Origin of the sequence: Pseudomonas sp. LAIL14HWK12:I10 (assembly GCF_900184205.1) — a bacterium.
Lineage (GTDB): Bacteria > Pseudomonadota > Gammaproteobacteria > Pseudomonadales > Pseudomonadaceae > Aquipseudomonas > Aquipseudomonas kermanshahensis.
In genome coordinates this window covers 1-12,624 of the sequence record NZ_FXWU01000007.1, presented here as the reverse complement: position 1 = coordinate 12,624, position 12,624 = coordinate 1, and the positions used below count along the sequence as shown (strand labels likewise).

The 12,624-nt window shown below is 61.3% G+C and carries 15 protein-coding genes; 6 read left to right on the top strand and 9 right to left on the bottom strand.

All coding sequences use genetic code 11. The features are described from left to right. Positions 1-23: 23 nt before the first annotated feature. Positions 24-728, top strand: coding sequence for a lipoate--protein ligase family protein (locus tag QOS90_RS16610; protein WP_027594407.1), 705 nt, complete (start codon positions 24-26; stop codon positions 726-728). On the opposite strand, the gene crp is transcribed toward QOS90_RS16610, so the two are convergent. Further along, positions 725-1,369, bottom strand: a complete 645-nt coding sequence (gene crp / locus QOS90_RS16605; protein WP_027594408.1) for a cAMP-activated global transcriptional regulator CRP — start codon at positions 1,367-1,369, stop codon at positions 725-727. The two genes, QOS90_RS16610 and crp, sit on opposite strands and share 4 nt — an antisense overlap. A gap of 191 nt (positions 1,370-1,560) precedes the next feature. Here crp and QOS90_RS16600 point away from each other — a divergent pair, with 191 nt between their 5' ends. Next, on the top strand, positions 1,561-1,983 hold the full coding sequence (locus tag QOS90_RS16600; RefSeq protein ID WP_027594409.1) for an OsmC family protein: 423 nt from the start codon (positions 1,561-1,563) through the stop codon (positions 1,981-1,983). A 40-nt stretch (positions 1,984-2,023) separates the two neighbouring features. Here the strand turns inward: QOS90_RS16600 and QOS90_RS16595 are convergent, their stop codons facing one another. From QOS90_RS16595 to hemJ, 6 genes are all read right to left on the bottom strand, one after another. Then, on the bottom strand, positions 2,024-3,064 hold the full coding sequence (locus QOS90_RS16595) for a DUF2157 domain-containing protein (protein WP_085274079.1): 1,041 nt from the start codon (positions 3,062-3,064) through the stop codon (positions 2,024-2,026). A gap of 10 nt (positions 3,065-3,074) precedes the next feature. Next, positions 3,075-3,722: a 2-polyprenyl-3-methyl-6-methoxy-1,4-benzoquinone monooxygenase gene (gene coq7 / locus QOS90_RS16590; protein WP_085274080.1), complete on the bottom strand. Its 648-nt coding sequence runs from the start codon at positions 3,720-3,722 to the stop codon at positions 3,075-3,077. 65 nt (positions 3,723-3,787) lie between these two features. Then, positions 3,788-4,126, bottom strand: coding sequence for a histidine triad nucleotide-binding protein (locus tag QOS90_RS16585; protein ID WP_027594412.1), 339 nt, complete (start codon positions 4,124-4,126; stop codon positions 3,788-3,790). Positions 4,127-4,190: 64 nt separating this feature from the next. Then, the gene (locus QOS90_RS16580) at positions 4,191-4,973 is read right to left on the bottom strand and encodes an SDR family NAD(P)-dependent oxidoreductase (RefSeq protein ID WP_085274081.1); all 783 of its coding nucleotides are present in this window, start codon (positions 4,971-4,973) and stop codon (positions 4,191-4,193) included. A gap of 68 nt (positions 4,974-5,041) precedes the next feature. Next, positions 5,042-5,998 carry an NAD(P)H-dependent flavin oxidoreductase gene (locus QOS90_RS16575; protein WP_027594414.1) on the bottom strand — a complete coding sequence of 319 codons (957 nt, stop codon included), beginning with the start codon at positions 5,996-5,998 and terminating at the stop codon, positions 5,042-5,044. Positions 5,999-6,024: 26 nt separating this feature from the next. Continuing rightward, a complete protein-coding gene (gene hemJ / locus QOS90_RS16570) occupies positions 6,025-6,450 on the bottom strand; it encodes a protoporphyrinogen oxidase HemJ (protein WP_027594415.1) in 426 nt (141 codons plus the stop codon). Positions 6,451-6,592: 142 nt separating this feature from the next. On the opposite strand from hemJ, the gene argC reads away from it, so the two are divergent. Together argC and erpA are read left to right on the top strand one after the other, a co-directional pair. Further along, a complete protein-coding gene (gene argC / locus QOS90_RS16565; protein WP_008089527.1) occupies positions 6,593-7,627 on the top strand; it encodes an N-acetyl-gamma-glutamyl-phosphate reductase in 1,035 nt (344 codons plus the stop codon). Between the two features lie 146 nt (positions 7,628-7,773). Continuing rightward, positions 7,774-8,124 (top strand): iron-sulfur cluster insertion protein ErpA, encoded by a 351-nt coding sequence (gene erpA, locus QOS90_RS16560; protein WP_027594416.1) that lies wholly within the window; start codon positions 7,774-7,776, stop codon positions 8,122-8,124. Between the two features lie 58 nt (positions 8,125-8,182). On the opposite strand, the gene QOS90_RS16555 is transcribed toward erpA, so the two are convergent. Together QOS90_RS16555 and QOS90_RS16550 are read right to left on the bottom strand one after the other, a co-directional pair. After that, the gene (locus QOS90_RS16555; protein WP_027594417.1) at positions 8,183-9,274 is read right to left on the bottom strand and encodes an anhydro-N-acetylmuramic acid kinase; all 1,092 of its coding nucleotides are present in this window, start codon (positions 9,272-9,274) and stop codon (positions 8,183-8,185) included. A gap of 3 nt (positions 9,275-9,277) precedes the next feature. Further along, a complete protein-coding gene (locus QOS90_RS16550; RefSeq protein ID WP_027594418.1) occupies positions 9,278-10,699 on the bottom strand; it encodes a peptidoglycan DD-metalloendopeptidase family protein in 1,422 nt (473 codons plus the stop codon). A 217-nt stretch (positions 10,700-10,916) separates the two neighbouring features. Here QOS90_RS16550 and tyrS point away from each other — a divergent pair, with 217 nt between their 5' ends. Both tyrS and QOS90_RS16540 read left to right on the top strand, forming a co-directional pair. Next, a complete protein-coding gene (gene tyrS / locus QOS90_RS16545; RefSeq protein ID WP_085274082.1) occupies positions 10,917-12,116 on the top strand; it encodes a tyrosine--tRNA ligase in 1,200 nt (399 codons plus the stop codon). A 156-nt stretch (positions 12,117-12,272) separates the two neighbouring features. Continuing rightward, positions 12,273-12,624, top strand: a 352-nt coding sequence (locus QOS90_RS16540; protein WP_283600554.1) for a hypothetical protein, incomplete at its 3' end; no start/stop codon positions are given.

The following is a 12,624-nucleotide window of genomic DNA, read 5'->3' as shown; positions in this document are numbered from 1 at the left end:
ATAACAACATCAAAGGTGGATCAATGACCGATCAACCCCTGGCCCTGACCGTTGAACAAGGCCTGCATGCCGAACAGGACCTGCTGGCCGCCGTCTGCCGCGGCGAACGCGACAGCGGTGTGCTGTTTTGGCGCCCGACCGACCATGCCCTGGTCATGCCGCGGCGCATGAGCCGCCTGGACAACTTCGAAGCTGCCTGTGCCGAGCTGGCGATCGCTGGCTGGCCGGTGCTGTTGCGCGAGACCGGCGGTGAACCGGTGCCGCAGTCGCATGCCACGGTCAATGTGGCGCTGGTCTATGTGGCGCCGCGCGTTGAAGGTGACCATGGGCGCATCGAAAATGCCTACGAGCGCCTGTGCCTGCCGCTGTGTGAGGTGTTACGCGAGTGGGGCGGGGTGGCTTCGGTGGGCGAGATCGACGGGGCGTTCTGCGACGGCCGCTATAACGTCAACCTCAATGGCCGCAAACTGGTCGGCACGGCCCAACGCTGGCGCCAGGGGCTGGGTGGCAAACGCCCGGTGGTGTTGGTGCATGGCGCGTTGCTGCTGGATAACGAGCGTGAATCGATGGTCGCGGCAGTCAACCGCTTCAACGAATGCTGCGAACTGGAGCAGCGCTGCCGGGCCGATGCGCATATTGCCTTGCACGAAGTGGCGCCCCAAGCGCCCTGGTTCGAGCGCCTGTCACAGGCTTATGCCAAGGTGCTGGCCGATTTGCCCAAGGACTAACGGGTACCGTAGACCACCATGGTCTTGCCCTTGACCTGCACCAGGCTGCGTTCCTCGAGGTCTTTGAGGACGCGGCCGACCATCTCCCGCGAACAACCGACGATACGCCCAATCTCCTGCCGAGTGATCTTGATCTGCATACCGTCCGGGTGGGTCATCGCATCGGGTTGCTTGCACAATTCGAGCAGGCAGCGGGCAACACGCCCGGTGACATCGAAGAAGGCCAGGTCGCCAACCTTGCGCGTGGTGTTACGCAGGCGCTGGGCCATCTGGCCGCCCAGGGCGTAGAGGATGTCGGGGTCCTGGCGGGAGAGTTCGCGAAACTTGTCGTAACTGATCTCTGCTACTTCGCATTCAGTCTTGGCGCGGACCCAGGCGCTGCGCTGCTGCTCGCCTTCTACGGGCTCGAAAAGGCCCAGCTCGCCAAAGAAATCGCCATTGTTGAGGTAGGCAATGATCATTTCGTGACCATCGTCGTCCTCAATCAGGATGGTCACCGAACCCTTGATGATGAACGACAGTGTTTCGGCCTTGTCGCCGGCGCAGATGATGTTGCTTTTAGCGGTGTAGCGGCGGCGTTGGCAGTGCACCAGCAGTTTGTCGATGTTCTTGATCTTGGCGGGTAGGGCGGAGGCAACCATCACGAAATCCTGTTCGATACGACGCATAGGTTTCTTATAAAGAGTGTCTGGCAGAACGCGCCAGTCATTTGGCGCCAGCTTATCAGACACTACAGAATGTTTCGGTACTAAACCGACACGTCTCGAGCTTTTCCGACAGCCACACAAGGTCTAAGCTGACACCCTTTTCCGAAAATTAGGAGTCCGGGTAGATGAAGGCACGTATCCAGTGGGCCGGTGACGCGATGTTCCTCGGCGAGTCGGGGAGCGGGCATGTCGTCGTGATGGACGGCCCACCCGAGGCCGGTGGCCGAAACCTGGGCGTGCGCCCGATGGAAATGCTGCTGCTGGGCCTGGGTGGCTGCAGCAGTTTCGACGTGGTGAGCATCTTGAAGAAGTCGCGCCAGGCCGTGGAAAGCTGCGAGGCGTTTCTGGAGGCTGAGCGCGCCAGTGAAGACCCGAAGGTGTTCACCAAGATCCACATGAACTTCGTGGTCAAGGGCCGTGGCTTGAAAGAGGCCCAGGTCAAACGCGCCGTGGAGCTGTCGGCTGAGAAGTACTGCTCGGCTTCGATCATGCTGGAGCGTGCAGGTGTCGAGATTACCCACGGTTACGAGATTGTAGAGCTGGGTTAAGTGCTGGATTGTTGGGGCCGCGAAGCGGCCCCTGCTATCTTCAGTCACGTAATGCCGGAAGGGCCATTCGCAACCATTGCGGTAAACCGTTTCTGAATACCTGGCTCAACCGCTCCCGCCGCTTCTGGTAAACCAGACCCAGCCAGATAACCCCCAGCCCAATCACCGTCACCACCACTGGGAACAGCAGCGATTCGGCGAATACCTCGTAAGACAGGTACCCCAGGTAAGCCGCCACGCCCAATGCCCCGAACACCATGAAGACCGGCCTGCGTAACAGCACGGCGATGCCCATCAGGCCGATATTGATCAGGCAGTAGAGGGCCTTGCCCAGTTCGCTACCGCTGTCCACCAGGGTCAACCCGCCCCAGAATGCCGCAAGCCCAGCCAGATACCCCCAGTGTGCGTAGTCCTCGCGCGTGCGGCCGTCCACCACCAGAAACACCAGCAGCATGCCAAAGCCGAACCACAGCGACACTTCGCGTCGTTGTTCCCAGCTGAACGGCGAGCCATAGAACCATTCGCTGAGGTCCATCGACATGAACCACAGCGCCACGGCAATCGGCATCATGATGAACGGGAAGGGGATCAGCCTTAGCATGAGCAACCCGGCAATCACAGTTGCCGCTTCCATCATCAGCCAGCCACCCTGCACATAGGTGTAGTACTGGTGATAGGCGGTTTGCCTGTCATCCATCGGCCACCATCCCACCAGGCGCTCGATGGCGAACACCACCAGCGGCACGATGCTGACCGCGACCGCCGCCAGTACACCGGCGGCAATCGGCTGAGCGCGCCGTTGCAAATTAAGGGCAAAGAGGGTTAGCAGGACGATGTACAAGGTGGCAATGGCCAGCAGTGCCCAGTCGCCGATCGACATCCAGGCTTCGGTCAGCAGCCAGCCCATGGCGCCCATGATGAGCAAGGCGCCGAAATAGAAGGCGACGTGCGCCAGCTGAAAGCTGCCACGTGTTGCCGGTTGCTGGCGCAGAAACTGCAGCAGGGCCTGGTCTTGGCCCGGCTGGAGGATGCCGGCTTGCACGGCACGCGCCAGGTCCTTGGCGCTGAATCGTTCCGTCATGGGGGTGCCTTCAGATGCGGTAAGTGCTTTTGGTCATGACCTTGGCCAGCAGGCTCATGCCGAAACGCACAGGGGCAGGGAAGCGATAGCCGCCCGCTTCGAGGGCAGATTCGGCGTGCTGCTCTTCATCGATGCGCATCTGCTCAAGGATCGCGCGGGACTTTTCGTCCTCGTGCGGGATTTGCTCCAGGTGTTCGTCCAAGTGTTTGCACACCTGATGCTCGGTGGCTGCGACGAAGCCCAGACTGACCTTGTCGCTGACCAGGCCGGCGAGGGCGCCAATACCGAACGACATGCCGTAGAACAACGGGTTGAGCACGCTCGGGTGGCCGTTCAGCTGACGAATGCGCTGTTCACACCAGGCCAGGTGGTCGATTTCTTCCTCGGCGGCGTGCTCCATGGCTTTGCGTACCTGGGGCAGCTTGGCGGTCAGGGCCTGGCCTTGGTACAGCGCCTGGGCGCAGACCTCGCCGGTATGGTTGATGCGCATGAGGCCGGCAATGTGGCGGCTCTGGGCGTCGTCCAGGTCGGCATCCGGCTGGACGATGGCCGGGGATGGGCGGGACGGTTGGCCGCTGAAGGGCAGCAAGGTGCGCATGGCGGTATCGGCCTGCAGCAACAAGCGGTCGAGCGGCGAGTAGTGACGTTCGGTAGCCATCGGGCACCTCCGCAAGAGTGTGCCCGACAGTTTACCGCAATAGCGCAAGGGTCGCTTGCCCTGGATCAGCCCGGTGGCCAGTGCATCTGGCGTTGGCCAAGCACGTGCATATGGATGTGGTAGACGGTCTGCCCACCTTGCTCGTTGCAGTTCATGACCACGCGGAAGCCGTCATCGCAACCCAGTTCCTTGGCCAGGCGCTGAGCAGTGAACAGGATGTGGCCGGCCAGGCCTTTATCCTCTTCGGTCAAATCGTTGAGGGTGCGGATGTGCTTTTTCGGGATGACCAGAAAATGCACGGGCGCCTGGGGGGCGATATCGTGGAACGCCAGAACCTGGTCGTCCTCGTAAATGATCTTCGCCGGGATTTCCCGGTTGATGATCCTGGTGAATAAATCGTCCACAGCACTTGCTCCATGGTGAGGGTCCGGGCCGAGTGTACTCAGCCGGGCGCCGCTCGCCCAGTGGCTATTCCATTCCGACCGGGCAGTAGCGGCGATGGATTACCCCGGCGAGCTTGCGCACCAACCAGCGCGGTAGCAGGCGTGGCGCGAACGCCAGCCAGCGATTGCGTCGGCCGGGGGTGATCAGCGTGCGGTTTTTGTCCAGGGCACGCACGGTGTACAGCGCCACTTCCTCGGGGCTGAGGCAGCGCGTGCTGCCCTCGAGCCGCGGAATGCGCCGGCGCGAAGAGCGTACCGGGCCAGGGCAGAGTACCGAGACCTTGATGCCGGTGCGTTTGAGCTCCTCGCGCAATGCTTGGGAGAAACTCAACACATAAGCTTTGCTGGCCGCGTAGGCCGCCATCCAGGGGCCCGGTGCGACGCCGGCCAGGCCTGCGACATTGAGGATCTGCCCGCCACCCTGTACAGCCATCAGGTTGCCGATGGCATGGCAGAGGCGGCTCATGGCCAGGATATTGACCTCCAGCAGGTCCTGCTCGTCGGCCCACTCGTGGGCCAGGAACGGCCCGTAGGTGCGCAGCCCCGCGCAGTTGACCAGCAGGTCGATACGCCGCTCACTTTCTTCCAGCTCTAGCACAAAGCCCGAAAGGCGAAGCGGCTGGCTGAGGTCACAGGCGCGGAACAACACCTCGACACCGAAGCGTTGGGTCAGCTCGATGGCCACCGGCTCCACCGTTTCGCGCTGACGTGCCACCAGGATCAGATTGCGCCCGCGCCGTGCCAGCGCTTCCGCCAGGGCCAGGCCCAGGCCGCTGGAAGCACCAGTGATCATGGCGTAACGGGTCATGCAAAGGCTCCTGGGGGCTGAAGAGGGCGCCTAGTGTACAGCTTGGCTGGGCAAGGTGTTGCCTTTTGCTACAAGGCCTGAGCGCGAATACCCTGGCAGCGATCCAGGGCTTCCCGGTACTCGCTTTGCAGGCGTTCGATCAGCACGCGGGCGTCCGGCAGGTCATGGATATCGCCCACCCCCTGGCCTGCCGACCATACGGTTTTCCAGGCCTTGGCTTCGTCGTCGATCGGCTTGAGCTTGCCCAGTTCGTGGCCACTCTTGAGTGCGTTCATGTCATAGCCCGCCTGCTCCAGGCTCGGGCGCAGGAAACTCGCCGGCACACCGGAGACCGCCGGGGTGTGGACGATATCGACGGCATGGGCATCGAGCAGCATCTGCTTGTAGGCATCCTGCGCCTGGCTTTGCGCGGTGGCAATGAAGCGGGTGCCCATGTATGCCAGGTCCGCACCGAGCAGTTGTGCCGCGAGAATTTCATGGCCATGGTTGATGCAGCCCGCCAACAGCAGGGTCTTGTCGAAGAACTGCCGGATTTCGGCCACCAGGGCGAATGGGCTCCAGGTACCGGCATGGCCGCCGGCGCCCGCCGCGACGGCGATCAAGCCATCGACGCCGGCCTCGGCGGCTTTCTCGGCATGGCGGCGGGTGGTGACATCGTGGAACACCAGGCCGCCGTAGCTGTGCACGGCATCGACCACTTCCTTCACTGCGCCCAGGCTGGTGATGATGATCGGCACCTTGTGCGCTACACACAGGGCCAGGTCGGCCTGCAAGCGCGGGTTGGTCGGGTGCACGATCAGGTTCACCGCATAGGGGGCCGGTGCTTGCAACTGTGCCAGGCCTGCCTCGATCTCTTCTAGCCAAGCCTTGAACCCGGCACTGTCGCGCTGGTTCAGCGCCGGGAAGCTGCCCACCACGCCACTGGCGCAGCAGGCCAGAACCAGGCTCGGGTTGGAAATCAGGAACATCGGTGCTGCCACCACGGGCAGGCGCAGGCGTTGTTCGAGCGAGGCGGGCAATGACATGGCAAGGCTCCTGTAGGGGGTTACCGTCAGAACGGTTTGACCACCACGAGAATTACGATACCCAGCAGGAACAGCACCGGGACTTCGTTGAACCAGCGGTAGTAGACGTGGCTGCGGGTATTGGCGCCGCTGGCGAAGCGTTTGCGCTGCGCGCCGCACATGTGATGGTAGCCGGTCAGCAGGATGACCAGGGTGAGCTTGGCGTGCAGCCAGCCTTGGCTCAGCCAGCCCGGGGTCAGGTAGAGCATCCAGGCGCCGAACACATAGGTGGCGATCATGGCCGGGTTCATGATGCCGCGGTACAGCTTGCGCTCCATGGTCACGAAGCGGTCCTGGCTGATGCTGTCCTGGCTCTGGGCGTGGTAGACGAACAGCCGGGGCAGGTAGAACAGGCCGGCGAACCAGCAGACCACGCTGACGATATGCAGCGCTTTGATCCATAGGTAAAGCATTGAGGGAGTTCCTTCAGGTTTTCACGGTCGTCAGATAGTAGTGGTCAAGCGCCCGAAGGGTCACCCGAAGAGTTGTTACAGGCGGCTTGCGCCCCTATTATCGTGCGCTTTCCAGTGGGCTCGTTGATAAGGGGCAAGCGTTATGATCAAGGTCGGTATCGTCGGCGGCACGGGTTACACCGGCGTCGAACTGTTGCGTCTGCTGGCGCAGCATCCACAGGCCGAAGTGGCGGTCATCACTTCGCGCTCCGAGGCGGGCGTGGCGGTAGCTGACATGTACCCGAACCTGCGCGGCCACTATGATGGCCTGGCGTTCAGCGTGCCGGACAGCAAGGCCCTGGCGGCGTGCGACGTGGTGTTTTTCGCAACGCCCCATGGTGTCGCCCACGCCCTGGCAGGCGAACTGCTGGCGGCCGGCACCAAAGTGATCGACCTGTCTGCCGACTTCCGTCTGCAGGATGCTACCGAGTGGGGCAAGTGGTACGGCCAGCCTCATGGCGCGCCTGAGCTGCTCAAGGACGCCGTCTATGGCCTGCCTGAAGTCAACCGCGAAAAAATCCGCCAGGCACGCCTGATTGCGGTCCCGGGCTGCTACCCGACGGCCACCCAGCTGGGCTTCTTGCCACTGCTGGAGGCCGGCCTGGCCGACCCGTCGCGCCTGATTGCCGACTGCAAGTCGGGTGTCAGTGGTGCTGGGCGTGGCGCTGCAGTGGGCTCGCTGTTCTGTGAGGCTGGCGAGAGCATGAAGGCCTATGCGGTCAAGGGCCATCGCCACCTGCCAGAAATCAGCCAAGGCTTGCGCCTGGCGGCGGGCAAGGATATTGGCCTGACCTTCGTGCCGCACCTTACGCCCATGATCCGGGGTATCCACGCCACCCTGTACGCCACCGTGGCAGATACGTCGGTCGATCTGCAGGCGCTGTTCGAGAAGCGTTATGCGGATGAACCGTTCGTCGATGTGATGCCAGCTGGCAGCCACCCGGAAACCCGCAGCGTGCGCGGTGCGAACGTCTGCCGTATCGCTGTCCATCGTCCGCAGGGCGGTGATCTGGTGGTGGTGCTGTCGGTGATCGACAACCTGGTCAAGGGCGCGTCGGGCCAGGCGGTGCAGAACCTCAATATCCTGTTCGGCCTGGATGAGCGTATGGGCCTGTCCCACGCGGGCCTGCTCCCCTAACAGGGTAAGCTGGCACAGAGGCCCGCCGTGTGCGGGCCTTTTTGTGGGCGCGACTAAAGCCGCACAATTCTTGACCATTTTTCTCGGAGAAGCGGATAATGCGCGTCATCGAGTTTTATGGCGGCAACTGCGCCGGGAGAATCAGCATGAGCGTCGAAACCTTCACCCCTACCGGTCTGGAATTCACCCAAGGGGCAGCCCAAAAGGTGAAGACCCTGGTCAACGAGGAAGGCAATGAGCGTCTGAAGTTGCGTGTGTTCGTGACCGGCGGTGGCTGCTCGGGCTTCCAGTATGGTTTCACCTTCGATGAAGATGTGGCCGAAGATGACACCATCGTCGAGCGTGAAGGCGTGTCGTTGGTGGTCGACCCGATGAGCTTCCAGTACCTGGCAGGTGCCGAAGTGGACTATCAGGAAGGCCTGGAAGGCTCGCGCTTCATCATCAAGAACCCGAACGCCGCCACCACCTGCGGCTGTGGTTCTTCGTTCTCGATCTGATCACGGGCTGTACGAAAACGCCGCGCATTTGCGCGGCGTTTTGCATTCTGGCGGGGTGTTAAGCGGGGTAGATGGCGCCAAGCACGCGCAGCCCACGGGCTGCTGTCACGCTGGGGCGGTTGGCTGGAATGCCTTCCAGGCAGCAATGGGCAAGCCAGGCAAAGGCCATGGCCTCTACCCAGTCCGGGTCGACGCCATGCGCTGCGGTGCTGTCCACCTGGGCACCTGGCAACAGTTGGGCAAGCCGGCGCATCAGTGTGCCGTTGCGGGCCCCGCCACCGCACACCAGCAGTGCCTCAGTGCCTTGCTGCGCAGTGCACAGTGATTCGATGATGCTGCGCGCGGTCAGCTCCAGCAGGGTCGCCTGCACATCCTCGGCACGATAGGGCGGCAGCTGGCTCAGATGGCTGTGCAGCCACGCCAGGTTGAACACTTCGCGGCCTGTGCTCTTGGGGCCGGCGCCTGCAAAGAACGGGTCGCGCAACAGCGCCGCAAGCAAGTCCTCGATCACCACGCCACTCGCCGCCCAGGCGCCGTCAGCATCGTAATGCAGGCCGCGCGAGTGCTCGATCCAGGCGTCCAGCAGCACGTTGCCCGGCCCACAGTCGAAACCATGCACCGGCGTGTCGTTGGCAATCAGGCTGAGGTTGCTGAAGCCGCCGACATTAAGCACGGCGAGCCGTTTGCCCAGGTGGCCGAACAGCGTTTCGTGAAAGGCCGGGACCAGCGGAGCCCCTTGCCCGCCAGCGGCTACATCGCGGCGTCGGAAATCGCCGATCACGCTGATCTGGGTAAGCTCGGCAAGCAGTGCCGGGTTGCCGATTTGCACCGTGAAGCCGCGGGCGGGTTCATGGCGGATTGTCTGGCCATGGCTGCCGATGGCGCGGACAGCGTTGGCTTGCAAGCCCTGGCTCGCGAGCAGGTGGCCGATGCCTTCGGCTGCCAGGCTGGCCCAGCGGTTCTCGGCCAGAGCAGCGCGGGCAATCTCGTCAGGGCCGCTGGCGCAAAGGCTCAGCAAGTCCTGGCGAAGGTCGGTAGGCATGGGGATGTAGTGAGTGGCGAGCAGTTGAGGCTGCTCGCGCTGTTCGATCAGGGCGATGTCCAGGCCATCTAAGCTGGTACCGGACATGACCCCCAGATAAAGCGCCATGGCTTAGCGCTTGTTCGCTGCGAGCATGGTGGCCTTTTCCTGATCCATGCGGGCGATCAGTGGCTGGCTCTGCTGCAGGAAGCGTTGGCGTTCGGCCTTGGCGATCGGGTCGGACATCGGCACTTTCTGGCTCAGCGGGTCAACGTGAACGCCGTTGACCTGGAACTCGTAATGCAGGTGTGGGCCTGTGGAGAGGCCGGTGGTGCCGATGTAGCCGATGATCTGGCCCTGCTTGACCGAGCCGCCGGTCTTGATGCCTTTGGCAAAGCCTTGCATGTGGCCGTAAAGGGTCTTGTAGCGGTTGCCGTGCTGGATGATCACGGTGTTGCCGTAGCCGCCACGGCGCCCGGCCAGTTCGATACGACCATCACCCGCTGCCTTGATCGGTGTGCCGCGGGGGGCGGCATAGTCGACGCCTTTGTGGGCGCGGATCTTGTTCAGAATCGGGTGTTTGCGGCCAGCGGAGAAGCGTGAGCTGATGCGGGCGAAGTCCACCGGGGTACGGATGAACGCTTTGCGCAGGCTGTTGCCATCGGCGGTGTAGTAGCTGGTATTGCCTTGTTTGTTGGTGTAACGCACCGCAGTGTAGGTTTTGCCGCGGTTGGTGAAGCGCGCAGAGAGGATGTTGCCAGTGCCCACCACCTTGCCATCCATGACTTTCTGCTCGTACACCACGTCGAATTCGTCGCCCGGGCGGATGTCCTGGGCGAAGTCGATGTCGTAGCCAAGGACGCGAGCCATGTCCATGGTCATGCTGTGGGAAAGGCCGGCGCGTTGGGCGGAGGCCGACAACGAGCTCTTGATCACGCCATGGGCATAGGCCGTGCGGACCACGGGCTTGCTGATTTCGCGGTTGAAGGTGTAGCCCTTGGCGTTTTTGGTCAGGCGAATGGTTTCAAGGTTGCTGACCTTGCTGTGCAGGTTGGTCAGCTGGCCGTCCTTGTCGAGCTCGAACTGCAGCACCTGGCCGTGCTTGAGCTGGCTGAACTGCTTCGCCTGCTTGTTGCTGGCCAGCACCTCATGAACCGCGCTGGCTGGCAAGCCGACCTTGGCGAACAGGGTGGAGAGAGTGTCGCCACGCGCTACGGTGACTTCGCGGTGGCCGGGCTGCTTGGCGGCCTCGGCTACCGGTGCTGCTGCAGGCTTTTCCTGTTCAGCTTTCTCGGTGGCCGAATCGGCCTCTTCGATCTGGGCGAACGGCGAGCTTTGCTCAGCGTCAGCCTGCACCAGCGGCGCGGCCTTGGATTCTTCTTTCAGTCGCTCGACCGGGCTTTCCAGTTCGAGGTTGAGGGTGGTTTTCTTGGCTTCGACTTCGCTGGAGGGAAATACCAGCAGTGCCAGGCTGAGCAGGGCGGCGATGCCGCTGGCGGCCAACAGATGGCTTTTCGGATAAAGCGGGGGCGCTTTAGGCGGTTCGTTGGTCATAGGTAAGGTGACTTTTTGAAGAAAAGTGAATATGGAAAAGATGAATGACATGATGAAGATGAAATAACTGTATAAAATATAACCAAATCCATTTTCACGCAAGGGCGCGTAGACGCCGCAAGTCTGCGGTCAGGTCACATTCCGTTGCGAAACTTGTATTTGATGGCCGATCTTGTATGGTTGGCTCCCCTTGAATCTGAGCCTTGCGGGTCTGTCTATGAAGTCGGTTGAAGAGCAGCTGGCGCTTATCAAGCGCGGTGCGGAAGAAGTATTGGTCGAGTCGGAACTGGTGGAGAAGCTCAAGCGCGGCCAACCTCTGCGCATCAAGGCAGGCTTCGACCCTACTGCGCCTGACCTGCACCTTGGGCACACGGTGCTGATCAACAAGCTGCGCCAGTTCCAGGAGCTGGGGCATCAGGTCATCTTCCTGATTGGTGATTTCACCGGGATGATCGGTGATCCGAGCGGCAAGAGCGCCACGCGCCCGCCGCTGACCCGCGAGCAGGTACTGGATAACGCCGAGACCTATAAACAGCAGGTGTTCAAGATTCTCGACCCGGCCAAGACCGAGGTTGCGTTCAACTCCACCTGGATGGACACGCTGACGCCAGCTGACTTCATTCGCCTGGCATCGCAGTACACCGTTGCGCGCATGCTTGAGCGGGATGACTTTGACAAGCGTTACACCACCAATCAGCCGATCGCCATCCATGAGTTCCTCTACCCGCTGGTGCAGGGCTATGACTCGGTGGCACTGAAAGCTGACGTGGAACTGGGCGGTACCGACCAGAAGTTCAACCTGCTGATGGGGCGTGAGCTGCAGCGTGCCTATGGCCAGGAAGCGCAGAACATCGTGACCATGCCGCTGCTCGAAGGGTTGGACGGCGTGAAGAAGATGTCCAAGTCGCTGGGCAACTATGTGGGTATCCAGGAAGCGCCAGGGGTGATGTACAGCAAGCTGGTGTCGATCCCGGACACGCTGATGTGGCGTTACTTCGAGCTGCTTAGCTTCCGCTCGATGGAAGAGATCGAGCAGTTCCGTGCTGATGTTGCCAGTGGCGCGAACCCGCGCGACATCAAGATCAAGCTGGCGGAAGAGATCGTGGCGCGCTTCCATGGTGAAGAGGCTGCTGCCAATGCTCACCGTGCGGCGGGCAACCGAATGAAAGAAGGCGAGTTGCCAGAAGACTTGCCAGAAATCGAAGTCGCTGCGGCTGAAGACCTGCCGATCGCTGCCGTGCTGAACCGGGCGGGGCTGGTGAAGAACTCGGCGATGGCGCGAGATCTGCTGAATGGCGGTGCCGTTAAGGTAGATGGTGCGGTGGTCGATCGTGACTTCGTTTTTGCACTGGGCGCCACTCACGTTTGCCAGGCCGGTAAGAAGGCGTTTGCCCGGGTCACTCTAAAGGCTGAGTGATCGTTAGTAGGTGTAGCTACATAGAAGCGGGGAGGCCGACAGGCCTCCCCGCTTTGTTTTTAGCGATATTAGGGTTTCGTGAAATTAAAGGTTGACGGGGTTTCGAATCCCCTTATAATGCGCCCCACTTCCAGCGTGATTGGAACGAGAAACTCCTTGAGTATCAACGAGTTAATCGATTCAGGTAGTGTTGTAAGGGCTTCGATCGAAGGATCGTCAGCGGTTGAAATGGTGGTTGACAGCGCTTCTAAATGCTGTATGATTCGCCTCCCGCTACGAGAGATCGCAGCGAGCCAAGTGTTTGAAGCTAAACGAGTTTCTCGCAAAAAACTTCAAAATAAACGCTTGACAGGCTCTGAGGAAAGCGTAGAATGCGCACCTCGGTTGAGACGAAAGGCTCTTAACCAAACGCTCTTTAACAAATTGAATCAAGCAATTCGTGTGGGTGCTTGTGAGTATGGACTGATAGTCACAAAGATTATCAGCATCACAAGTGACCATGCGAGAA

What these genes read in the sequence shown, in the direction of transcription:
- crp (WP_027594408.1), bottom strand. Translation starts at nt 1,369, where the DNA reads ATGGTTGCCTCCGCCCTACCCGCCAAGATCAAGAACATCGACAAACTG.
- QOS90_RS16600 (WP_027594409.1), top strand. Translation starts at nt 1,561, where the DNA reads ATGAAGGCACGTATCCAGTGGGCCGGTGACGCGATGTTCCTCGGCGAG.
- coq7 (WP_085274080.1), bottom strand. Translation starts at nt 3,722, where the DNA reads ATGGCTACCGAACGTCACTACTCGCCGCTCGACCGCTTGTTGCTGCAG.
- QOS90_RS16575 (WP_027594414.1), bottom strand. Translation starts at nt 5,998, where the DNA reads ATGTCATTGCCCGCCTCGCTCGAACAACGCCTGCGCCTGCCCGTGGTG.
- tyrS (WP_085274082.1), top strand. Translation starts at nt 10,917, where the DNA reads ATGAAGTCGGTTGAAGAGCAGCTGGCGCTTATCAAGCGCGGTGCGGAA.
- QOS90_RS16610 (WP_027594407.1), top strand. Translation starts at nt 24, where the DNA reads ATGACCGATCAACCCCTGGCCCTGACCGTTGAACAAGGCCTGCATGCC.
- QOS90_RS16550 (WP_027594418.1), bottom strand. Translation starts at nt 10,699, where the DNA reads ATGACCAACGAACCGCCTAAAGCGCCCCCGCTTTATCCGAAAAGCCAT.
- QOS90_RS16555 (WP_027594417.1), bottom strand. Translation starts at nt 9,274, where the DNA reads ATGGCGCTTTATCTGGGGGTCATGTCCGGTACCAGCTTAGATGGCCTG.
- QOS90_RS16580 (WP_085274081.1), bottom strand. Translation starts at nt 4,973, where the DNA reads ATGACCCGTTACGCCATGATCACTGGTGCTTCCAGCGGCCTGGGCCTG.
- hemJ (WP_027594415.1), bottom strand. Translation starts at nt 6,450, where the DNA reads ATGCTTTACCTATGGATCAAAGCGCTGCATATCGTCAGCGTGGTCTGC.
- QOS90_RS16595 (WP_085274079.1), bottom strand. Translation starts at nt 3,064, where the DNA reads ATGACGGAACGATTCAGCGCCAAGGACCTGGCGCGTGCCGTGCAAGCC.
- argC (WP_008089527.1), top strand. Translation starts at nt 6,593, where the DNA reads ATGATCAAGGTCGGTATCGTCGGCGGCACGGGTTACACCGGCGTCGAA.
- erpA (WP_027594416.1), top strand. Translation starts at nt 7,774, where the DNA reads ATGAGCGTCGAAACCTTCACCCCTACCGGTCTGGAATTCACCCAAGGG.